A 21,537-nucleotide genomic window follows, 5' to 3' on the forward strand; every position below is an offset into this window, starting at 1 on the left:
TTAATTAGGCGCTACTTATTACCGGACCTTTCCGGAACTGAAAACACTGGTTATAGACCTGTTTTAATTTAATATCTATTTGAGCTTACCTTAAATATCAGATAAAACATCATGGAATTTGTATTAGAAGCAAAACATCTCAGAAAAGAATACCAGGATAAACTGGCTCTTAAGGGCCTGGACCTGCAAATAAAACCCGGCGAAATATTTTGTTTGCTGGGACAAAACGGGGCCGGTAAATCCACTACAATTAATTTGTTCCTGGGCTTTATTCAACCCACTTCGGGAGCCGCTTTTATAAATGGTCTGGAGGTAACCCGGAACATTACCAAAGTAAAAGAATTCCTGGCGTACATTCCCGAAAACGTGATGCTGTACCCCAACCTGACCGGCCTCGAAAACCTGGCTTTGTTCAGCAGCCTGGCCGGCTATGATTACCAGGAAGCAGAAATTACCGATTATCTGGTCCGGGCGGGGCTGCCGGCTGATGCAGTAAAACGGCGGGTAAGCGGGTATTCTAAGGGCATGCGGCAAAAAGTAGGCATAGCCATTGCGGTAGCCAAACACGCTAAGGTATTGTTATTGGACGAACCCACCTCCGGTCTGGATCCCAAAGCCAGCAATGAATTTTCGGAATTACTCCTGCAGTTAAGCGCCCAGGGTACTGCCATATTTATGGCTACGCACGATATTTTCCGGGCCAAGGAAGTAGGTACCCGCGTGGGCATTATGCGCGAAGGCGAACTGGTGGATGTACTGGGTACCACCGACCTGAATGCGAACGAACTCGAAAAACTGTACTTAAACTACATGCACTAAGAAAATGGTTAAAAGTATTGCCCAAAAAGAATTCCTCAGCGCCCTGCGCGACGCTCGCTTTCTAGCCTTGAGCGTTATTGTATTGTTGCTCTTATTAGCGGCCACGGTAGTAGGTTTGCACAGTTATTACACCTTGCAGCACGAGCGGGAAATGGCCCAGGAGGAAGTAAACCACCATTTTGCCAACTCCGCCGACCGGCACCCGCACCGGATGGCGCACTACGGGTCCTTTGCTTTCAGGCCCAAGTCCAGCCTTAGTTTCCTTGATTTTGGTTTAGATTCCTTTACCGGCACATCGTTATTCCTGGAAGCACATAAGCAAAACAGCTCTAATTTCAGCCAGGCGCAACAATCGTCATCACTTATTCGGTTCGGCGAAATGACGGTGGCTTTTATTTTGCAGATGCTTATTCCTTTGCTGATTATATTTCTTTGTTACGGAGCTTTTACTCAAGAAAAAGAAACCGGCACCCTCCAGCTCATGCTTAGTCAAGGCGTGTCTTTACGCCAGATTTCATGGGCCAAAGTGGCCGGGTATAGCCAGATAGTAGCCTTGGTAGTAGCGCCAGCTTTGTTTTTGGTAAGTTTGCTATTGTTTAGCCAGAGCGGCTTTAACCTTAATGCTGATTTGCTGCTGCGCTTACTTTTATTTATTGGGGCTTACCTGGTTTACTTTTTTATTTTTATTGTATTGTCGGTGGTGGTTTCGGCTCTGAACAAACGGTCCAGCACAGCCCTGATTTCCTTGTTGGGTATCTGGATTCTGAGTTGTATTATTCTGCCGAAAGCGGCCGCTAACCTAGGCGCCAATTTATATACCACGCCCACCAAAGCCCAACTGGATGCCGATGTACACGATGAAGTAGCCCAAAGTATTAACGGCCATAACTCTGCCGATGAACGCGCGGCAGCTTTTAAAAAGCAGTTGCTGGTAAAATATGGGGTAGGTTCGCTGGAGCAATTGCCGGTAAATGCCGATGGCCTGGTAATGGCGGCCAGTGAGGCGCAAAGCAGCCAAGTGTACCAAAAGCACTTTAACCGCCTCACAGGTATTTTTCAGAAACAAAACCGCATTGCCGAATACCTGGGTTTACTTAACCCTTATCTGGCGGTCCGCCATTTCTCAATGAGCATGGCGGGTTCGGATTTTGCGCATTATGTGCATTATCAAAAAGTAGCCGAAAAATACCGGTATAACCTGGCTCAAACCTTAAACCACATCCAGGCTACCCAAGTCAAATACCAGGATAAAACCACCCGTTTAAGCAACGCCACCTGGAAACAAATACCGCCTTTTCGCTACAGCAGCCCTGGGGTGGGGTGGGCCCTCAAAAACCAAATCAATTCCATTATAGCCCTGCTTTTCTGGCTTTTTTTAGTCGTTGTTACTGGGTTTAAGCTAATTGACAAAACAAAAATCGTTTAAAATATGAACAAATTCCGGACAATTATAAAGTACGAATGGCTCAATTTCCGGGCTGATAAAGGATTGCTGCTCATAACCCTGCTCACTTTAATAACGGGTTTATACGGTATATACTACGGCACTACCGAAATAAGCCGCCAACGCCAGCATCTGGCCAACTTATCTAAAATAACCGCCCACGATGTAGAAAATATGAAGGTACAGTTTCCCGGGGAAGCCGATGCCGGCGACGTAGGCTACTATCATTCTACCTTTGCCGTAAACCACCCTGATTCCTGGGCCAGTCTATCATTGGGGCAACGCGATATAAATCCGTATTATATTAAGCTACGGCTGCTCAACCTGCAATCACAGTTATACGATTCTGATAATATCAACCCATTAAAGGTGTTTACAGGTAACTTTGATTTGGCTTTTGTGTTGATTTACCTGTTTCCGCTATTTATTATTGGTTTAAGTTTTAATGTGTTTTCCATTGAAAAAGAACAGGGTACTTTGCCACTCTTATTATCTCAGCCAATTAATTTAAGCTTAATAGTTGCCGCTAAACTTAGCTTCCGGGCATTTATTGTGCTGGGGCTGGCGGTTTTACTTTCCTTAACAGGTATGTTTTGGGCGCAGGTTGTTCCGGATAGCCGGATTGTTCTTTGGCTCGGGGCAATTGTTTTATATTGTTTATTCTGGTTTGCAGTAATATTTCTGGTGGCAGCACTACAAAAAAGCTCGGCCTTTAACGCCATCACTTTACTGGGCATCTGGTTGCTGCTTACCATGGTTATCCCAGCTTTGCTAAACGTATATGTTGCCCTGAAAAAACCAGTGCCCCAAGCCTTGGCTTTAACTATAAAGCAACGCGAGGTCGTGCACGGGGGCTGGGATAAACCAAAAGAAGAAACCATGAACAAGTTTTTTAGTCTTTATCCGCAATGGCGTGATACTACCCAAATAAAAGAGCGTTTTGTTTGGCGGTGGTATTATGCTTTTCAGCATTTAGGCGATGTAGCGGTTGCCGACCTTGCTAAAGATTACCAAAACAGATTAAAAGAACGTCAGCAATTGGTTGAAAACCTGAATGTTTTGTCTGTGCCGGTAAATGTTCAGGGAATGTTAAATGCCTTAACAGGTACGGATTTGCTCGCCCACCTGGCTTTTATGCAAAGTGCCACCCGCTACCATGACGCTTTACGGGAATTTTATTATCCATTTTTATTTAATCAGGTTGCTTTTACACATAACGATTATGCTAAGGAGCCCCAACACAGCTTTACCAGCACTCCTCAGATTAGCCTTGTTTGGAGTGGTTATTATAAATTAGCACTAAGCTTTTTATTTACTTTTATAGTAGGTTTATTCATTTTTAAAATCAGGTTTTTAAACTTAAAATAAATTGGCACCAGACTTATGCGCTGATATTGCTACTTTACAGCCGGTTTTTATACCTAAGCCAGTAATTTCATCTTTGATTAATCCGAAACAATAAAAATATTTGTTGGTAAAATTTCGCTCCATGATAGAATAGTTAGGGCACCTATACAACTATCAAGGTAACACTAACCACAATTTTGCTACCAGGAAAAGGTAATGAGGCTTATTTTGATTTTACCTAAAAGACCAGGAAAAATCTGGTATTTGGTATCGTCTTTTGTCACAGGATTAAATGAATAGGTTTTAATTAATTTGAAGCTGTATCAGAAGCTAGCTCGGAAGGAACAAGCCAGTAACATAGAAATTTATGAAAGAAGAATTAAGCAGTACCCATTTCCGCATTTTACCTTACATTCATCGAACTCCGGTACTTACTTCCCAAATATTAAATGCCTTAACCGGGGCTGATTTGTATTTTAAATGTGAAAATTTCCAACGGATGGGGGCTTTCAAAATGCGGGGGGCTTTAAATGCTATAATGCAGTTAAGACCAGACCAAAAGCAAAAAGGGGTTGTTACCCATTCTTCCGGAAACTTTGCCCAGGCACTAGCCTTGGCCGCCCGAAGTTTAGAAGTACCGGCCTTTATTGTAATGCCCGAAAATGCGCCGCAGGTCAAAAAAGAAGCGGTAAACGCTTATGGCGGAATTATTGTAGAATGTGCTCCAACCTTACAAGCCCGGGAAGAAACGGCCGCCAGAATAGCTGCGGACACAGGGGCTACCTTTGTTCATCCCTCTGATGACCTAAGTGTAATTCTGGGACAAGGAACTGCCGCAAAAGAATTATTGGAGCTGCACCCTAATCTGGAATATATAGTTACTCCAGTAGGCGGGGGCGGATTAGTAGCGGGCAGCATTTTAGCAGCCCAACATTATGGGACCACCTGTAAAGTAGTTGGAGGAGAACCCGAGACGATGGATGATGCCTACCGCTCGGTTAAAAGCGGACAAATTGAAAGTAATTTATCTGGTGATACTATTGCAGATGGACTAAAAACCCAGTTGGGCAAAATAAATTTTCCTATTATACAAGCCGGCATAGCAGAAATTGTAAGAGTAAGTGACCAGGAAATTATTGCGGCAATGAGATTAATATGGGAGCGAATGAAAATAGTGGTAGAAGCATCCAGTGCTGTTGCGCTGGCGGCGGTCCTAAAAAGAAAAGAAATTTTTGCAGGTAAAAAAACAGGGATAATTCTTTCCGGGGGAAATGTGGATTTAAGCAAACTGCCCTTTTAATATCCAGCTTTCAACCTGCACCCATACAGCCTTGTTCCCGGATAAGCATTTTCAAGCTCAGTCCGGCATTTTTAATAATAATGGGTGCCATAGGTAGCTTCTCAATCAAAACCAAGTGACCATTACCAATTCTGATCAGGAACGGATCCAGATCAGCAGAATATTGTAAAAGATAAAATTGTTTTAATATTTTTTGACGGAATTTGAGTTTACATTGGCGTATTCCTGTTGTTATAGATCAAAATACAACTTACCTAACCGAAAAGGTTAATAAACAGAAGTAAAATGGATAAATCGACAACGGGTACTTCCGCGGCGCCTACAAAATTAGCTTTAAGATACTATGGCTAAAATTTTATGTATTTTTATTTCTATACTGGTTTTTTTTTGCAGTTGTACCCGAATACAGAACCCTTCTAAATATGAATTGGCAGAGGGACGCTATAAACTTAAAATGGAAGGGAAATTGTATAACGTTTACCTGCAAAACCTGGAAGACAGCCTAATCCTATATAAGCTTCCGGGAAAAATTTATACCTATATTCCAAAAGAGGCAGCTAATTATTATGGAGTAAAACAACAGCTTACCAAATCCTCATTAGACGTAGATGTACTTACTGCTTTGTTCAAAATAAGGCCGCCGGTAAAGGATGTTTTACCTATACAGTTTAACACTAATTTTAATGGAAATGTGTATGTAGGCCGCCGAAAGGATGTATACCATATTAACTATAAAAAAAATGACTTGGGTGTTTTTGGGCGGCAAATAAACCACTTTGGCTTTAGTGCCGGAGGCTTTATAGGAATGGGCAATACCGCCATGAACGCCTCAACCACGGCCAACGGTATCGCCGCTGATTATGATGGATTAATTGTACAGAAAGGAATAGCAGGCATACTGGCAATTAATAAATTAACTGCTGGAGTAAGTTTGGGCTTCGATAATTTATTAGACCCAAATAAAAGATATTGGATTTACCAAAATAAGCCCTGGTTTGGCTTAGTCCTCGGTCTGAATTTAAACTAACCGGGATCGACATTGAAGATTATCTTTCTCTGGTGGCGTATTTAAAATTATAAATATATAATTCGGTTAACCTGGTAATTTCATTCATGCGTAAATAACAGATTGTTCAAATCAAAAAGTACAGATTAAACTATATTCCTGGTGTTAGTTAAATAAAATTTTAAGAAATACTATGTATAAGAACCGGTAGCTACCTATAGTAACTGATTAGGTTTTTAGCATGTATTCTTAAAACAGATGAACTGCCATTTAAATATTCGTGAATTTGAAAAATAATCTAGATTTTAGGTGACTGCCTGTGGAAATAGCTTTATATAGCAGTCCGGTACAAACCACTATAACCATGAGAAGTAGGAGAACAAAGAGCAAACCGAGGTGGTATCAGGTAAAAAATGTTGTTAGTTAATATTCAAGTCTATTTTGTTAAGGCAGATTAAGAATAATATTTAATGGCTGAATAATTTGGTAGAATAATTACCTGTCTGCATTAAGTAAAAATTAATATTATAGTTTAAATAATTTAAACAAGGTGCAAATGCCTACTTCTAATGTCCGGCTTTACCCGCTGGGAGATACGGCCATCGTGGTTCAGTTTGGCGATACCATAAAACGGAATACCCATTATGATATTCAAGCCTTTGGCGCTCTTTTGGCCCAGAACCCTTTCCAGGGCTTTATAGAGTACGTGCCGGCCTTTACGACTTTAACTATTTATTATAATCCGTTTATTGTTAGCCAGCAGGGGTTGATTGATCCTTACCACAAGGTGGCAGGAATAGTAAATGAACTGCTCCAACAGGTAAATCAGGTAAATAGTGTTCCTTCCTTCAGGTTAGTAGAAATACCAGTTTGTTATGGCGGCAGTTATGGTCCTGATCTGGAATTAGTGGCAGAGCTCAATCAGCTAAGCCCGGAAGAGGTAATAACTATTCATACAACAGGCGATTACCTGGTGTACATGTTGGGGTTTGCGCCTGGTTTTCCGTATTTGGGAGGCATGAGTGAAAAGATTGCTACCCCCAGGAAAAGTAAACCCAGAGCAAAAGTCTGGGCAGGTTCGGTAGGAATTGCGGGTAAACAAACTGGCATTTATTCGCTAGCTACTCCAGGAGGCTGGCAAATTATTGGCCGAACGCCACTTCAATTATTTAACTATCACCGGAACACCCCTTGTTTGTTGCAGCCCGGTGACCACATTAAGTTTATTCCTATTTCAGAAAAAGAATTTGAAAGTAAAAAAGAGGGAAGAAATGGGGCTTAAAATTTTACATTCCGGTTTATTGACCACTATTCAGGATACCGGGCGGATAGGGTATCAAAAAGAGGGGATACTGGTGAGCGGAGCCATGGATACTTTTGCGATACGGGTGGGAAACATTTTAGTAGGTAACCCCGAGAATGCCGCCGCCATAGAAACAACTTTTTTAGGACCCAAAATTCGTTTTGAAGAAGCAGGCTTGATTGCTATAACCGGGGCGGATTTATCGCCAACCATAAATGGTGAACAGGTAAAAATGTGGCGACCCTTATTAGTGTCCGCAGGCTGTACCTTAGAGTTTGGTACACCTCGTTCGGGCAGCTGGTCTTATATAGCTGTTTCTGGTAGTTTTAAAATACCACAGGTTTTAGGTAGTTACGCCACCTACCTCAGAGCCGACTTTGGTGGGTTTAAAGGAAAGCCACTGCATGTGGGGGATATAATACCTGTACACGGACCTAGCGAAATAGGTGCCAAGTTAAGCCAGAAACTAAAATTAAGCTTGGGAACCAAAGCTTGGTGTGGGGTAAACTGGACGCCGGATCCGGCCTTGCTTCCTGTTATTTCGCCTGATCCAACAATAAAAGTATTAAAAGGCCCGGAATACGAATGGTTTGCCAGACCAAGTGCAGAAAAATTTTGGCAGGAAAAGTTTATTGTTACGTCCGATTCTGACAGAATGGGTTATCAGCTTCGGGGCCCGGAACTAAGCGTAACAGATAAAACCGAAATAATTTCCAGTGCTGTTTCTTTTGGCACCATCCAGGTTCCTCCAGATGGGCACCCGATTGTTTTACTAGCCGACCATCAAACAACCGGGGGCTACCCCAGAATTGGGCAAGTCTGCTCGGCTCATTTTTCTTCTTTTGTGCAAGTGCCAATGGGTAAAAAAATTACATTTCAGGAGGCAACACTACCAGAAGCACAAAGCCTTTACTACCAGCAGGAAAGAAATATTTTACACATTAAAAGGGCTTTACACTTAAAAATTATTAGTTAATGACTCCTGCACTTACCGTTGACCTTAACTGTGATATAGGGGAGAGTTTTGGATCCTATAATCTAGGAAATGATGCCGCTATTTTACCTTATGTATCATCGGTAAATATTGCTTGTGGATTTCATGCTGGAGACCCGTCTGTAATGAACCGGACCGTAAAGCTAGCTCTTATGCACAAGGTAGCCATTGGCGCTCATCCTGGTTTGCCCGATTTGGTAGGCTTTGGTCGCCGGGATATAGCTGTTTCTCCGGAAGAAGTTTTTGATATGGTAGTTTACCAGGTAGGGGCGCTGGAAGCTTTTGTCAGAGCAAATGGGGGCAGGCTGCATCACGTAAAACCACATGGGGCTCTTTACAACATGGCCGCAGTTCAGGAAAACCTGGCCGAAGCCATTGCCGAAGCCATTTATAAAGTTAACCCGGAAGCGGTTTTGTATGGTTTAGCAGGGAGTGCTTTAATTAAAGCCGGCCTTAAAACAGGGTTAGTTACGGCTAATGAAGTTTTTGCCGATCGGACTTACCAACCGGATGGAACGCTTACTTCCCGTCGGTTACCCAACGCGTTGATTACAAATCATCAGGAGGCAGTAAAGCAGGTAATTAAAATGGTAAAAGAGCTGAAAGTAACGACGCTGGATGGGAAAGAAATTGCTCTAAAGGCTGATACCATATGCATCCATGGGGACGAATCAAATGCGTTGGAGTTTGTAGCCCTGATAAAAAATGCATTGGAGCGGGAAGGTGTTGTAATTCAGGCGAAACCTGTGTAATTAGTTTTTAATAAAAAAATATTATTGGGAAACAAAGCCAGGTTTTCCATTGGTTTGCCATCTAACGGAAAAGCAATAGAAAACCTGATCCTAGAGTTTTTTTTACTTAATTAATGTAAAGCCTTCTGGTAAAATGAGTTCTAACTTTTTGGTTTAGTTACTTTATTGAAGCTTAAGTAAGAATTTTAGAGCTAGTGAAATAATAAATATTTTGATTTATTACTATTAATCCCAGCAAAATGCAGCCCTGGAAAGGTCTACTCTTTCTTCTTTGAATGCTTTATAATCTTCAGTTAATTCTGCGTACAAAAGCTTTATAATATAAGATTTGCTTCCGGTTTTCTTTAAAAAATGGCAAACTAATTCCAACCGTTTGGCAAAAGGTAAAGAACTACTTTCTGTTAGCAACGTTTTGATGTCATTTTTTAAAAGCAAAAACTCATCATATTTAACAGAATAGTCTTTTATCGTATTAAGTAATCTGTCTACAATAAAACTATAATGGGTTTCTGCTAAATCTTTATTACTTAATACCATGAATTGTTTTAATTAAATTATTTCTGCTACAAAATTAGTTTGTAATATTTTGAGCATCAATGGGTAGTAGTACGGGTTTTTAGTGTAAGTACTTCTTTTAGAATGAGTTTAATTACTTATGGTTTGGAGTTGGTTACATAAAGATGCACAAAGGAGCGTCTAAATGCTGATATAAAGATTTTGAAAGCCATCAAATTTTAGGAATAACCTTGTCGTCTGAAAAGCAAAGGCACCTATTATGGGAATAATAAAGAGGCAGCGGTAATATTATTAAAGAGTTTAGTTTTGAGAGGAGAAGAGGCAGTAAACTACCTATTCCGTATTATTTCTGATAAAGCTTTTCAGCTTAGGGTTTTTACTTAAAATAATGTTTAAATACTGAAATATACTTTTGGAGAACATCCATTGCTTAAATAATTAGGTAAAACCATCAATTACAATGAATAAAGATAGGCAAACACCCAATTAAGATGAAGTTACAGTACAATAATGTTAACCTGGAAAAATATGATATTACTGAATGCCTGGATATTCTAAATTTTATGAATAGAAACACTCCGAAGGAATTGAAAAAGTCTTCGGAAGAAAAAAAATTTATTCATCTACTTAAATCCCGGATAGATTATTTAGCTCAAAATAGTTAGAAAATTGCTCTTTAGTATATTTAATAAATATAACAGGATTGGACGGGTCTTAATTTTCAACTATCAAGATTTAATCAGCTTTTATCTAAGGGCTAAAAAAGGTATTTAAATTATATACCTTTTTATTATTAAACTTACCTTTACAGGTGTTTCACCGATCCAGCACCATAATTGGTTTAAAATTTGCCAGTGACAACATAGGAATATATAATGTTGTTTATTATGAATTTTAAAGTATTAGGTAGTAGTGTAGAGTATGATTTTGCTGTAAAGCGCCTGGAGGCACTGCGAAATGCTGCAGCCAATTCTCCGGAAGCAAAAGAAATGAAAGAACTGGCAGCTTTAATAAAAGAATACGAAAGAGACTTATTTAAGCGGAGTAAAGAAAGATCATCAAAATAAATAAAGGTATTTGATGTTACGCCACCTCCGTATGTAAAAACTTTCTACCAGTTAGCATTCTCATGACTCATAATGGCAAACAAAGTTTCTTTCCTTTGTTCTAGTAAGAACCGGTATTTATATAGGTATTCAATTCTGGATTCTTGTTTTTCCCGGATCAATAAATACTTTACATAAAAAAGCTGTTCTTCTACTTCTTTATGGTTAAAGCCGTTTATTTCTTCTTCTGTTAAAGTTATCACTTTAAGCTTCTTTTAATACGATAGGATTATCTAGGTATTAAATACGAATTAATGCTGTAAAAATACGTATTTATTTTTTATTTAAACTTTATTCTATTCCAATTATTGTTTAAGCTATACGAGTAATGGCTTTCGACGGCTGAATTAAATTATAAAGCAACTCATGATTTTTAGTATTTTTCTTTTGGATTCTTTTTATTGGAAGATTAATAACAAAAAAACAAGTTGCCCCAGCCCGTATAGTTATTATTTATACCTGATTATAAAAAATAAGCCAATTCATAGCAACACAGTTTAAATGGTGTACCCATGAATTGGCTTTTCAGGTTTTGGCAAGGTTAGTTAGGTTAATTGAGATTAATCTTGCTTATATAAATCCACTTCTTAAGCGCCCTTAAGTGCTTCTGCTACAGCTTCGGATAAGGGAGTTGTAGGCCGGCCTATTAAGGCAGAAAGTTGTCTGGTATCATCAAACAAAACACTGTTGGAGGCATCTACATCCCACCTAGCAATACCCTGAGCAAATCCTTTGGGCAAACCAAAACTAATAAGCGCAGCGGCATAATCTGCTTCCGGTAAGTTTTTATACGGAATATCTTTCCCTGTCTGGCGGGAAATTTCCGCAGCTAATTCCGTAAGGGTAAAAGAATCGTCGCCGGCAAGTTCATAAATTTTACCTTCATGTCCTTCTGCGGTTAAAACTGCCACTGCTGCATCGGCAAAGTCGGCGCGGATAGCGGCAGATATTTTACCTTCCCCAGCACTGCCAATAAAAGCTCCCCCAGCCAATGCTCCTGGTATAGAACCTGTATAGTTTTCGGTGTACCAGCCGTTTCGTAATAAGGTAAAAGGAATGCCAGCAGTTCTGATGGCTTCTTCCGTTGCCCGGTGTTCATCGGCCAAACTAATAGGGGAGGTATCAGCATGAAGGATACTGGTATAAACAATCCGCTTTATTCCGGCTTTTTTAGCCGCTTCTATTACATTTTTATGCTGTATAGCTCGTTGACCAACTTCGCTACCCGATATTAACAAAAGTGTATCTATTCCGGTTAAAGCATTATCCAAGGTTTCCGGCTTATTATAATCGGCTTCACGAGCCTCAACTCCTAAATCAGATGCTTTTTGTGGTGAGCGAACAAGTGCCACCAGGTTTTCGGGAGATAATTTTTCTTTTAATTTATTCACGACCAGGCGGCCCAAATGGCCTGTAGCGCCCGTAATTGCTATTTTAGCCATATCATTTCTTTAAATATTTAAGTTATAACTGTTTTAGGTTATATAGGATTAAATACCTTTTACTACTTCTTTTTCCATTGGTTCTAAAATCTAGTTTTTTCTGGAACGTTGAAAATTTGGTTATTAGAAAATGTTTATGATTACCAGATGCGTTAAACTATTATTTAATATAAAAAACACCACCATTTTGATGGGAAGGGCTATTTGTAAACTGGTTTTTCTTTAGGAGCAAATGTTTGTGTATTAGCTACAACAGTTGCAGATGATGTAAGAAAGCTAATTCTACTAAAAACCTAGGTAAATTAGAAGGTGTTCAAATTTGAAGTTATAATTACCTGACCGATTTTATTAGGCATGGAAAAGTTTATTTATGCGTACTCCTGAATTGCTCGGGAGTTAAGCCGGTATGTTTCTTAAAGAACCGGAAAAAGTAGGTAGTATCAAAATATCCTAAATCGGTGGCTATTTGAGTACTGGTTAAATCGGAGTGGACCAACAACCTTTGGGCTTCCAGAATGGAACGCTCCTGAATTAAACCGGTGGTGGTTTTACCTACTGTCGCCTTTATTACTTCCCCTAACTGCTTAGCCGTAATGTGTAATTTGTCTGCATAAAAGCTAACGGGCAGATGCTCTTTAAAATGCTGCTCCACCAGGTTTTCAAATTTTTGTAGTAAGGTTGGTTCTCCCGCCTGTACTTGTACTTCTTTTTGCTGCTTTTTATATATTCGGGCTAAATAAATCAGCAGCATTTCCAGGAAACAACATAACATCTCGTTGCGCATAAAAGTACTTCCCGTATACTCCTGTTGAAAATTCTGAATAGTTTCTAAGGCCTTATCTAGTTCCTTTTGAGAAAGTAAAAGAATTGGCTTGTGCAAAAGAGCGTTAAAAAAGGGAAAACTATAAAGCTTACGGTGCGGAAACTGTTTTAAATAAAATTCTGGCGTAAAAAAAATAACAAATCCATCTGCCTCCTGCGAAAGTTCCCAGCTATGTACTTGCCCGGGAATCATAAAAAAAGCAACGTTAGGCTTTACCTCATAGGTTTGAAAATCTATGGTATGGGTACCGCTGCCATGGGTTATCAATAAAATTATAAAAAAGCTATGCTTGTGAGGTTCCCTGATAAACTGGTGTTCTTGCAGGTGATTCTTTAAAGAACTGAAATATAGATAATGCTCTTTTTGCTCCCAGGCTTTAAAATCCTGAATTTGATAAATGGGCAGATGTTCTTTGGGCATTATTGTTTTTTAGATGAGCAAATTTACGGAAGAAATTTCATTTGCATTATTAATGGCTTATAAGTTGAAATAACTAGCCTAAATCTGATTCTAAAATGCTATTTCTAGGAAAAAAATTGTTTTAGCTGTTTTTTAGCCTATTCAGACCTTAGCAAAGTAACTGTAAATTTAATCTCATTTTGCTGGAAGGACCTGAATGAGGTGGTAAACTTTTTTGATTCCATCTAAAACATTAATAACTGTAAACTACCAGGTATTTCTACCTGCTTAAAAGTCCAGTAATTTGGAGAATTTGTCCTGCAAAGTAGAAGCTTCGGTAAAGTAATTTTGTTTTAAAATATAAATTAAACACGCATGAATCGGACCAGATCATTTTTATATGGGATTTTACATGTTAAGTGCCCAAAATGCCGTGAGGGAAATATGTTTCCGGAAGAAACTTTGTATACCACCAGCTTTGCCGATATGCATGAAACCTGCCCCAACTGCCAACAAAATTTAGAGCAAGAACCAGGATTTTACTATGGAGCCATGTATGTTAGCTTTGCCTTTAATGTCGGAATATTTTTAATTTCTCTATTTCTGTTAAGTCTTTTCGTTGAGGAAATAACATTGCCCTTAATGGCGGGAGTGGTCATTTCGGTTGTTGTAGGTTTCCTTCCTATTATTTTTCGATTATCTCGAGCTATTTGGATAAATATTTTTATCAGGTACGAAAAGCCTATAAAACAAGTAAAGTAATTTATGTTTAATAGAGTGCTGATTAAAAGCTAATTAAATAATATCAATTAAAGGAATAAATAATAGTTAAAAATAGTTAAAAAGCCGTCAGGCAGATACAATGATAACTAGGAAAAAAATATTCTTAGAGGTGAAACATACTCCCTAAATTATTTTAAAACTGGTTTTTGAATAGTGAATTACCATAATAAATAGTATTTGAGGAGCATTTAGAATAGAGAAATTTTGTCTTATTTTTAAATTGTCCTGGGTGCTGGGGAATAGAATATTTTAGTTTTTTCAGGAAACTACTGTTTAAGTTGAAGATTAAAAATTATACTTTGTTTTAAAATTTTTTATCTAATAAGTATGTTGTAGGAGAGGATGAAATAAGCCTTCTTTTAAATTATTAAATTGCTTTAAAAGTTTGTTTTAGGCTATTTTGCACTGGCTAAAGCTTAAGTACTTTTCAAATCATAAAGCATTTTTATTATTGAATTTATAAATCTATGATAATCAAAACATTCATCTTTCAAGTAGCTTTTTTGGTAGGTCTGGCATCCTGTTCATCAGAAAATAACAGCAAACAGCCTGCTGCTGAAGTAAATTTAGCCACCGAACAGCCGGCTAATAACCACAGTCCGGATTTGCATAAGGTAGAAGAAAAACCCGGATCCTCAGCTGAAGCAGCTCTTTTCCAGCCGGGCCAAGCTTTGCCAAAAGAATTGGTTTGCATGGTAAATAACGCTTATATGGGCAAGAAACAGTTTCCGGTTAATTTTGAGGATAAGTTATATTACGGCTGTTGCCAGATGTGCGTAAAAACAATTCAGAACGAGCACCAGGTACGGGTTGCAACTGATCCTTTAACTGGAAAGGAAGTAGATAAATCATCAGCTTTTATTACCTTAAATCCAACCATGAATAATGGTAGTGTCCTTTATTTTGAATCTGAAGCAAATTACCAAAAGTTTATCAACCAAGCTGGGAAGAGCTAAGGAACCGGGTGCCAGGTGGGGTTTTCCATTAAATGGGCTAACTGTTTTTTTTAAGGTACAGTCGGTGATCCAACCATTAAAGACTTCTTGCAAAACACAATATTTCTTAACGGTTCATTAACAGAATCTTTAAAAGTAATTTTAGGTTTAAAAAGTATCAATGCTCTGCTTCTTATTTAGAAGCAGAGCCTTCGGGCGGATAAGGGATTGTATTATGCAATTTATTGATCTGATCTGGGGAAAAGTTAGGCAAACCCAATTCTCCGGCTTCGCGCCATTGGCGGACCTGTTCTTCCGCATTATTAGTCTTTTCCTCCGATACACCTTTGTCTTTAGCCAGGTAAAGCGTTTGAGACGGAAAAGCCAATCTGGTTCCACTTTTTTCGACAGCTTCCATCATACGCAGGTATAAATCTTCCTGTATTTCCAAAAACTGGTTAAAATCTATAGCTTTCACGTAGGCAAATACTTCAATATTTAGGGCGTCGGGGCCGAAGCCTGTAAACCGGATTCGGGCCGGATCGGGATCTACCTGCGGATGGGCATATAAAATTGAGCGAAGTTCTATCAATAGAAATCGGATCTGATCAGGAGTGGTTTCGAAGCGTAATGTTAACTTAGGATGAAACCAAAATTTATCCCGGTGGGCAAAGTTTTCTATTTGGAGAGAAGAAAATTCACCATTGGGTATGGTTACAATGGTGCGTTCCAATGTACGGATGCGGGTAGAGCGCATCCCAATCTGCTCTACTGTACCTACTGTGTTACCTACTTTGCAATAATCGCCTACCCGTACTGGCTGATCAGCAATAAGGGTAACACTGCCTACAAAATTTTCTATTGTTTTCTGAGCTCCCAACGCCAAGGCCAAACCACCAATTCCCAGAGCAGCAATACCAGTGGTTACATCAAAGCCCAGTGAACCCAGAATGGTGATGGCTCCAATAATAATTAAAGCAGTTTTAGCACCCCGTCCTAAAAATAACACGGCCGATACCCCGGCCATGTTATTCCGGTGGGTAAGCCGGCGCTCGGTAAAGCGGGTAATGGCATCGGTTAATCGCCAGAGCAGGAGCAGAATGGCCACTACAAAAACTAAAAAGGTAACCTGGCTAAACTGCTGTCGGATAATAATAGAAATACCTACCTGCTGGCTGGCGGCGACCAAAATCCAAACAATAAGACAAATCCTGAGAGGTAAGCCAAATGCTTTTACAATGCCGGCCGTTGGTTCTGTTTTGGCTCTGGGCCAGACCAAAGGTACTGCTCCAAGCAGCAAATTAGTTAAAAACCAAGACACGATGTAGGCAGTAAACATGAGCACCAGTATTGCCAGCCAATGGCCTGCGGGCACACCTCCCCATTTATTTTCTTTTAATACATCCGGTACCAGTTCGTTTACATAAGGAACATTGGTTTCTACGTCCAGCTGTGTGGGTATCCTTTGTACCGTCTGGGAAGAAAACTGCCAGATGGGGCCACCATCCGGGCTGGTAGTTTTTTCCAGTATTAGATGAAAGGTCTCGCCGTTGATGGTTGCAGTTCCTATCCGGTCCAGATTAGGCCCCAGGTTATCATCCTGAGCTCCTTCCGAATTATTACTTAACAGGGCATGAGGCAACAGGTGTCCGCTCTTGTCCAGTAAGCGTTGCAGCAGCTGGGCCAGTTTGGTCCCATCTTGGTTTTCCCGTAAGGTGGAATCCAGCTTCAGGTAATGGGCCGCGCGGGAATAATTTTCATTGGCTACAGCTTTAATAAATCCTGCTACGGTACCCCGGGGCGTGCGCCTGCCCAGGGAATCCTCGGGCCAGGACGGCACAACCACCTCAGCAGAATCGGTAGGCGGTGTAAGTAATTGCGCTTTGGTTGGGATCCCCAAAAATAAAAACAGAAAATTAAAACAGGAAAATATGTATATCAGGTACCTGATACTTACTGCTTTAAGAATATTTGGCATTAGTAGTTTAAGGAATTTTAATTAATATACTTCCCTGTTGGTAGTACGGTTTCTACTAAAGTGTAAATATAAATTTGGCAGATCAGATTATTCTAAAAAATCCAATTAGTATATTTTTCCAAAAGGGATAAGTGAATGAAGTATATTACCAAAAAACAAGTACTTACTACTAATAAAACAAGTACTTACTACTAATAGAATATTCAACCTGCCTTTTTCTTTATTTCCTGTCTTTGGCGTTTCCTTTGTTTTTATCTCTGGAATAAAGTACACCGGCGGGTACATACAGCTCCCCGGTTTCCCCATCTATAAGGCCATTCCGTTCATCTTCTATGTTGGTAGCCTGGGTATAAATGTCCCCGGCAATAGGTCGGCGGCGTAATTCTTCCTTAAACTCCTTAATCCGCTTTGTTCGTTCTTCGTTATCTTGAGGTCCACCGTAATCTGGAAATCCAAAACCGCCCCACTCGCTAACTACTAAGGGTATTTGTTTCCGGTAAAAAAAAGGATCTCCTACCACCAGGGGATAGGCAGCGACTCCAATCATCTCTCCATTGGTTAACCGATCCAGCAAATCTTTCCAGAAAGGAAGGTCTGGCGTATATAAATGAGCTGTTAACAGATCAGATTTTATTTTACCTTCAGAAGAAATATGTTGCCATCCATCATTATCTATTACCAAAAATTGGGGATGATGAATCCGCATGTAGTGGTACATTTCTACAATATATTTCCGGGTTTCCTGATTCTCTCCAATATCAAGGGCTCCCCAACTTTCATTATATAAGCTCCAAATAACTACTGAAGGATTTGTTTCTATTAAGGCCAACATCCGCAACAGCTCAATGCGATGATTTTCCCGGCTTAGCGGAGTAGAAGAATGCGGACTTGGCACTTCCACCCAAAGCAGCATTCCCATTTCATCTGCCAGGTTATAAATGCGGGGATCGATTCCAGCGATATGTACACGAACCATATTACACCCTAATTCTTTCATGGCGTACATGTGCTTCTGCATTTCTTCGAAGGTAGCGGTGCCTGGTTGATACAAAATCCCATCCAAATATATCTTTTTGTTATTCAGGTAAATAAATCTGCCGCGCGCTTCAATTTTGCGGATGCCAAAATGTGCCTGAATCTCGGATTCGTTTCCTTGTTCATCTATCAGGAGGGCTACAAGGTGGTAAAGTTTAGGCGATTCCGGTGACCACAGTTGGGAGCCGGGCACCTCAACTACCAGTCGCTGTTGTTTTTGCCCTACTTCTAAATATAACGGAAAATCGGAAGCTGCCAGTGGCACATTAGAGCTGTTATCTTTTTCATACACCTGAAGCCTGATGATATAATGACCTGCATCATGAATCCGCGTGGTAACATTAAATCGCACCAAATAATCTTCCACCTCACTTACCACCCCAAGCCGGGACCGAAGCCGATTTCGCTCAATTGTTTCGAGCCAGACGCTGCGAACTGCTCCGGTGTTTGTCTGGTACCAAATTCCCCCGCGTTTATATACATGAGAAGCCTGCTTACCCCTTGGTATCTCGGCGTCCATAGTTCCCCCAATCCGAACTGTTAAACGGTTTTCAGGTGCCAGGTCGGACTCCTGCAATTCATAAGAAAAAGAGGTATGGCTGCCATAGTGTACCGTTTCTCCTTCAATGGTTTGTAATAAGCGGCCATTTAACCAAACCTGCGTTTCATAACCGCAAGCACCGAAAGTAATCTGAAACATAGAAGGCGGCAGCCCTTCTTCCAGAATAGGGCAGGGAAAGGTCCGTTCATACCACACCACTACTTTATCTTGCCAGGTAAAGGCCTGCTTTTGACCAAGTGCCTCCGCTATATGCATTTCAACTGAACCAGGCCATAAAGCAGTATATTCGTACTCAAAATTTTCGTACCATTTCTCGCTTAGCCCTTTATCATCAATATCATAAGCAAATTGCCACTCACCATCCAATAATAAATAAGTATTGGGCCTTAAGACCGTGCGGGGAAGCGGATTAGCAAATTCTTCAGCGACTTGATATTCTTTTTTACTTTCGGTAACACTAAAGTTGGTGGTTTTCTTCATCATAGATGACTAAATGTTGTAAAGGTTTCGCTGTAATGCTAACGTAGAATATTGCCTCCCGGCTATATAAATAATTGGAAGGGAAGTTAACGAAGTGAGATTGAATGTGTTCCTTTACTATTATTGCTTCGTTTGTAGAATCTGAAAAAGATAATAAAGGTTTTCAGGAAACCGCTCCCAAAAATAACTATAAGCCTATGTTCTTGGCTGATGTAACCTTCATTTCTAATACCCTTAAACTACAGGAGAGTCATCATTATTTTTCGGGCATAAGAAATCTTTCTTTCACTTAAGTATACTGCTAAATAAGGTTTTTTCTCTTCCAAAACATTGCCTTTAATGGAGAAGCATATACAATGTTAGAAGCTTTTAAAAACAAAAAATTTCAACTAAAAAGTCAGAATTGCGTGAAAGATGAAAAACAGAATGAAATGCGATTTATTGAACCCCCACAGATTTACAGTGTAGTTCCGGCCATTTTACCTCCTGATCAATTATTTGGACCGCTATTCCACGATGTTCAGATGAATCATGTTTTTCCTGATTCTATAACTTTTGCAGACTGTTACCCAATACGATCTCCAGAAGAAATTCTAAGTTTATATGAAATTGAAAAGCACCAGGAGGATTTTAACCTTTTTAATTTTGTCTCAGCGTATTTTCAGATTCCGGAGCCTATAACTACTGGTTATACAAGTAACCAATCTTTACCGGCTACGGAGCATATAGATCTGCTTTGGCCCTTGTTAACGAGGCAATCCCAACCAAATTGCTCTATGTTGCCGGTTCCCAAATCATATATTGTTCCTGGAGGCCGGTTCAGAGGACTATATTATTGGGACAGCTACTTTACGATGCTGGGTTTACAAACGGCAGGAAAGTATGAACTGATAAGAGATATGATTGATAATTTCGCTTATCTGATTGATGCGTATGGCCATATTCCAAACGCAAACCGTAGTTACTACCTTACCCGATCCCAGCCTCCTTTTTTTGCTTTGATGATAAAAATCCTTGCTGAAATAGATGGACCGGAAGTCTTTGCCAAATACCTTCCGCATATGCAAAAAGAATATAATTATTGGATGGACGGGTACTTTCGCCTTTCCGACAGGGAAACTTCTTTTCGTAGAGTAGTATTACTTCCAGACGGCAGCATACTAAACCGTTACTGGGATGATCTTGCTGCCCCTCGGCCTGAGTCTTACCATGAAGATGTACAAATGGCCCATTACTCCGCGCCTTTTGGTGTGGCGCCTGGAACATTTTACAGACACATAAGGGCAGCTTGTGAATCTGGCTGGGACTTTTCTTGCCGATGGTTTAGGGATGTTAACCATATGGAAACCATTCATACCACCGAAATCATACCTGTAGATCTAAATTGCCTGCTATACGAACTTGAACGAACGTTATCAGAAGCTTATAACCAAAGTTCCTTTACAGATCCTTCTAAATATTTTCTTCAAAAGGCAGAGAAACGAAAAAATGCCATAATTAAATATTTTTGGAATAGTGATAAAAAGTTTTTCATGGATTATGATTCAGCCTTGAACAAATCCACGACTGTATTATCGTTGGCAGGAATATTTCCATTATTCTTCAAGATAGCCACTGACATACAAGCAAATCATGTGCACGAACATGTTACAAAAAGCTTTTTAAAAAAGGGGGGCGTAGTTTCTTCTCTCCACGAGAGTGGACAGCAGTGGGACACCCCTAATGGTTGGGCTCCATTGCAATACCTAACTTATAAGGGCCTCCACAACTATAATTTTTATGAGACAGCAGGAGAATTGAAAAATAGGTGGATAGCCCTTAATGATAAAGTTTTTAAAGAAACTGGCAAAATGATGGAAAAATACAATGTTGTAGACATTGATTTGCCCGCCGGAGGAGGAGAATACCCCAATCAGGATGGCTTTGGGTGGACCAACGGCATATATTTATGGATGCTAAACAATTAATTAAAACAATTTTTACCTGGAATACCTGTATAATTATCAAACAAGTTTAAGATAAAAGCCTAAAAGCCTAAAAGCCTGCATATAACAAATTTTTAAGGTAATAATAGTTCTGCTCGTAACTGCTCATAAAATGAATCTTCCGGGCTCTGGTAAACCTAAATTCTAACTTACGGCTCTTGAACATGTTGGTCATCAGTTCTATCGGGCGTAATAAGTCCAGGTCGGTATGCCAGGCGGAAACAAGTTTGATTAAATCCGGCTCCGCTAAAATATATCGCTACGCAATTTCACGCCATATTGGGGCATTATTTGCTTTGTCGGCTTGCTGATTTAGAAAAAGGGAAAGCCCCTGCCAAAAGGGATTATATGAAAACCAAAATAATGAGTTATAAAACAATGCCTCCTCATGAAGAATTTGTTGCCTTAAACTGTTCGGTTTCTGCTACAAATTTAAAATAGAGATACAGATTTTATTGTTTCGTTTCTTTAGTTTTTACTGCTTGTAATGCCTTCAGAAGTTAAATAGGCATCAATGGTGTAAAGCCT

General features: G+C 39.8%; 20 protein-coding genes. 14 read left to right on the plus strand and 6 right to left on the minus strand.

The features are described 5' to 3' along the window. Positions 1–111: 111 nt before the first annotated feature. The 8 genes from ADHAQ_RS0119840 to pxpA all read left to right on the plus strand — a co-directional run bounded on the left by ADHAQ_RS0119840 (position 112) and on the right by pxpA (position 8,965). Positions 112–819 (plus strand): ABC transporter ATP-binding protein, encoded by a 708-nt coding sequence (locus ADHAQ_RS0119840; protein WP_034256942.1) that lies wholly within the window; start codon positions 112–114, stop codon positions 817–819. 4 nt (positions 820–823) lie between these two features. Then, positions 824–2,245 (plus strand): ABC transporter permease, encoded by a 1,422-nt coding sequence (locus ADHAQ_RS26445; protein ID WP_051360050.1) that lies wholly within the window; start codon positions 824–826, stop codon positions 2,243–2,245. A gap of 3 nt (positions 2,246–2,248) precedes the next feature. Continuing rightward, positions 2,249–3,631 (plus strand): ABC transporter permease, encoded by a 1,383-nt coding sequence (locus ADHAQ_RS0119850; protein WP_026464422.1) that lies wholly within the window; start codon positions 2,249–2,251, stop codon positions 3,629–3,631. A 346-nt stretch (positions 3,632–3,977) separates the two neighbouring features. Beyond that, a complete protein-coding gene (locus tag ADHAQ_RS0119860; protein ID WP_026464423.1) occupies positions 3,978–4,910 on the plus strand; it encodes a pyridoxal-phosphate dependent enzyme in 933 nt (310 codons plus the stop codon). A gap of 343 nt (positions 4,911–5,253) precedes the next feature. Next, entirely contained in the window at positions 5,254–5,937 is a 684-nt protein-coding gene (locus tag ADHAQ_RS0119870) for a hypothetical protein (RefSeq protein WP_026464424.1), read from the plus strand. 535 nt (positions 5,938–6,472) lie between these two features. Continuing rightward, positions 6,473–7,198: a 5-oxoprolinase subunit PxpB gene (pxpB, locus tag ADHAQ_RS0119875; RefSeq protein WP_034256944.1), complete on the plus strand. Its 726-nt coding sequence runs from the start codon at positions 6,473–6,475 to the stop codon at positions 7,196–7,198. Further along, positions 7,188–8,195, plus strand: coding sequence for a 5-oxoprolinase subunit C family protein (locus ADHAQ_RS0119880; RefSeq protein WP_026464426.1), 1,008 nt, complete (start codon positions 7,188–7,190; stop codon positions 8,193–8,195). Before pxpB ends, ADHAQ_RS0119880 begins: the two co-directional genes overlap by 11 nt. After that, the gene (gene pxpA / locus ADHAQ_RS0119885) at positions 8,195–8,965 is read left to right on the plus strand and encodes a 5-oxoprolinase subunit PxpA (protein ID WP_026464427.1); all 771 of its coding nucleotides are present in this window, start codon (positions 8,195–8,197) and stop codon (positions 8,963–8,965) included. The genes ADHAQ_RS0119880 and pxpA overlap by 1 nt, the downstream gene beginning before the upstream one ends. Before the next feature lie 225 nt (positions 8,966–9,190). Here pxpA and ADHAQ_RS0119890 read toward each other — a convergent pair whose 3' ends face one another. After that, positions 9,191–9,502: a hypothetical protein gene (locus tag ADHAQ_RS0119890; RefSeq protein ID WP_026464428.1), complete on the minus strand. Its 312-nt coding sequence runs from the start codon at positions 9,500–9,502 to the stop codon at positions 9,191–9,193. A gap of 470 nt (positions 9,503–9,972) precedes the next feature. Here ADHAQ_RS0119890 and ADHAQ_RS28410 point away from each other — a divergent pair, with 470 nt between their 5' ends. Both ADHAQ_RS28410 and ADHAQ_RS0119905 read left to right on the plus strand, forming a co-directional pair. Next, a complete protein-coding gene (locus ADHAQ_RS28410; RefSeq protein ID WP_169728019.1) occupies positions 9,973–10,146 on the plus strand; it encodes a hypothetical protein in 174 nt (57 codons plus the stop codon). Between the two features lie 222 nt (positions 10,147–10,368). Beyond that, positions 10,369–10,548 (plus strand): hypothetical protein, encoded by a 180-nt coding sequence (locus ADHAQ_RS0119905; RefSeq protein ID WP_157433469.1) that lies wholly within the window; start codon positions 10,369–10,371, stop codon positions 10,546–10,548. A 44-nt stretch (positions 10,549–10,592) separates the two neighbouring features. On the opposite strand, the gene ADHAQ_RS0119910 is transcribed toward ADHAQ_RS0119905, so the two are convergent. The 3 genes from ADHAQ_RS0119910 to ADHAQ_RS0119920 form a co-directional block, all read right to left on the minus strand. Next, positions 10,593–10,790, minus strand: a complete 198-nt coding sequence (locus ADHAQ_RS0119910) for a hypothetical protein (RefSeq protein WP_026464430.1) — start codon at positions 10,788–10,790, stop codon at positions 10,593–10,595. Positions 10,791–11,174: 384 nt separating this feature from the next. Further along, a complete protein-coding gene (locus ADHAQ_RS0119915; protein ID WP_026464431.1) occupies positions 11,175–12,029 on the minus strand; it encodes an SDR family oxidoreductase in 855 nt (284 codons plus the stop codon). Between the two features lie 364 nt (positions 12,030–12,393). Further along, a complete protein-coding gene (locus ADHAQ_RS0119920) occupies positions 12,394–13,272 on the minus strand; it encodes an AraC family transcriptional regulator (RefSeq protein WP_026464432.1) in 879 nt (292 codons plus the stop codon). 354 nt (positions 13,273–13,626) lie between these two features. Here ADHAQ_RS0119920 and ADHAQ_RS0119925 point away from each other — a divergent pair, with 354 nt between their 5' ends. After that, entirely contained in the window at positions 13,627–14,013 is a 387-nt protein-coding gene (locus tag ADHAQ_RS0119925) for a DUF983 domain-containing protein (protein WP_026464433.1), read from the plus strand. A 488-nt stretch (positions 14,014–14,501) separates the two neighbouring features. Next, on the plus strand, positions 14,502–14,990 hold the full coding sequence (locus ADHAQ_RS0119930; RefSeq protein ID WP_051360051.1) for a hypothetical protein: 489 nt from the start codon (positions 14,502–14,504) through the stop codon (positions 14,988–14,990). 172 nt (positions 14,991–15,162) lie between these two features. On the opposite strand, the gene ADHAQ_RS0119935 is transcribed toward ADHAQ_RS0119930, so the two are convergent. Further along, positions 15,163–16,947, minus strand: coding sequence for a mechanosensitive ion channel family protein (locus ADHAQ_RS0119935; protein ID WP_051360052.1), 1,785 nt, complete (start codon positions 16,945–16,947; stop codon positions 15,163–15,165). Between the two features lie 220 nt (positions 16,948–17,167). Further along, positions 17,168–19,027 carry a glycoside hydrolase family 2 gene (locus tag ADHAQ_RS0119940; RefSeq protein ID WP_026464436.1) on the minus strand — a complete coding sequence of 620 codons (1,860 nt, stop codon included), beginning with the start codon at positions 19,025–19,027 and terminating at the stop codon, positions 17,168–17,170. Positions 19,028–19,128: 101 nt separating this feature from the next. On the opposite strand from ADHAQ_RS0119940, the gene ADHAQ_RS28415 reads away from it, so the two are divergent. Further along, on the plus strand, positions 19,129–19,317 hold the full coding sequence (locus ADHAQ_RS28415) for a hypothetical protein (protein WP_026464437.1): 189 nt from the start codon (positions 19,129–19,131) through the stop codon (positions 19,315–19,317). A gap of 114 nt (positions 19,318–19,431) precedes the next feature. Beyond that, positions 19,432–20,991: an alpha,alpha-trehalase TreF gene (gene treF / locus ADHAQ_RS0119950; protein ID WP_281172373.1), complete on the plus strand. Its 1,560-nt coding sequence runs from the start codon at positions 19,432–19,434 to the stop codon at positions 20,989–20,991. Positions 20,992–21,537: the final 546 nt, after the last annotated feature.

The sequence above is a fragment of the Adhaeribacter aquaticus DSM 16391 genome (assembly GCF_000473365.1).
Lineage (GTDB): Bacteria > Bacteroidota > Bacteroidia > Cytophagales > Hymenobacteraceae > Adhaeribacter > Adhaeribacter aquaticus.

Excerpts from the sequence above, each read along its gene's own strand:
- ADHAQ_RS0119840 (WP_034256942.1), top strand. The coding sequence starts at position 112 with ATGGAATTTGTATTAGAAGCAAAACATCTCAGAAAAGAATACCAGGAT.
- ADHAQ_RS26445 (WP_051360050.1), top strand. The coding sequence starts at position 824 with ATGGTTAAAAGTATTGCCCAAAAAGAATTCCTCAGCGCCCTGCGCGAC.
- ADHAQ_RS0119850 (WP_026464422.1), top strand. The coding sequence starts at position 2,249 with ATGAACAAATTCCGGACAATTATAAAGTACGAATGGCTCAATTTCCGG.
- ADHAQ_RS0119860 (WP_026464423.1), top strand. The coding sequence starts at position 3,978 with ATGAAAGAAGAATTAAGCAGTACCCATTTCCGCATTTTACCTTACATT.
- ADHAQ_RS0119870 (WP_026464424.1), top strand. The coding sequence starts at position 5,254 with ATGGCTAAAATTTTATGTATTTTTATTTCTATACTGGTTTTTTTTTGC.
- pxpB (WP_034256944.1), top strand. The coding sequence starts at position 6,473 with ATGCCTACTTCTAATGTCCGGCTTTACCCGCTGGGAGATACGGCCATC.
- ADHAQ_RS0119880 (WP_026464426.1), top strand. The coding sequence starts at position 7,188 with ATGGGGCTTAAAATTTTACATTCCGGTTTATTGACCACTATTCAGGAT.
- pxpA (WP_026464427.1), top strand. The coding sequence starts at position 8,195 with ATGACTCCTGCACTTACCGTTGACCTTAACTGTGATATAGGGGAGAGT.
- ADHAQ_RS0119890 (WP_026464428.1), bottom strand. The coding sequence starts at position 9,502 with ATGGTATTAAGTAATAAAGATTTAGCAGAAACCCATTATAGTTTTATT.
- ADHAQ_RS28410 (WP_169728019.1), top strand. The coding sequence starts at position 9,973 with ATGAAGTTACAGTACAATAATGTTAACCTGGAAAAATATGATATTACT.
- ADHAQ_RS0119905 (WP_157433469.1), top strand. The coding sequence starts at position 10,369 with ATGAATTTTAAAGTATTAGGTAGTAGTGTAGAGTATGATTTTGCTGTA.
- ADHAQ_RS0119915 (WP_026464431.1), bottom strand. The coding sequence starts at position 12,029 with ATGGCTAAAATAGCAATTACGGGCGCTACAGGCCATTTGGGCCGCCTG.
- ADHAQ_RS0119920 (WP_026464432.1), bottom strand. The coding sequence starts at position 13,272 with ATGCCCAAAGAACATCTGCCCATTTATCAAATTCAGGATTTTAAAGCC.
- ADHAQ_RS0119925 (WP_026464433.1), top strand. The coding sequence starts at position 13,627 with ATGAATCGGACCAGATCATTTTTATATGGGATTTTACATGTTAAGTGC.
- ADHAQ_RS0119930 (WP_051360051.1), top strand. The coding sequence starts at position 14,502 with ATGATAATCAAAACATTCATCTTTCAAGTAGCTTTTTTGGTAGGTCTG.
- ADHAQ_RS0119935 (WP_051360052.1), bottom strand. The coding sequence starts at position 16,947 with ATGCCAAATATTCTTAAAGCAGTAAGTATCAGGTACCTGATATACATA.
- ADHAQ_RS0119940 (WP_026464436.1), bottom strand. The coding sequence starts at position 19,027 with ATGATGAAGAAAACCACCAACTTTAGTGTTACCGAAAGTAAAAAAGAA.
- ADHAQ_RS28415 (WP_026464437.1), top strand. The coding sequence starts at position 19,129 with ATGTGTTCCTTTACTATTATTGCTTCGTTTGTAGAATCTGAAAAAGAT.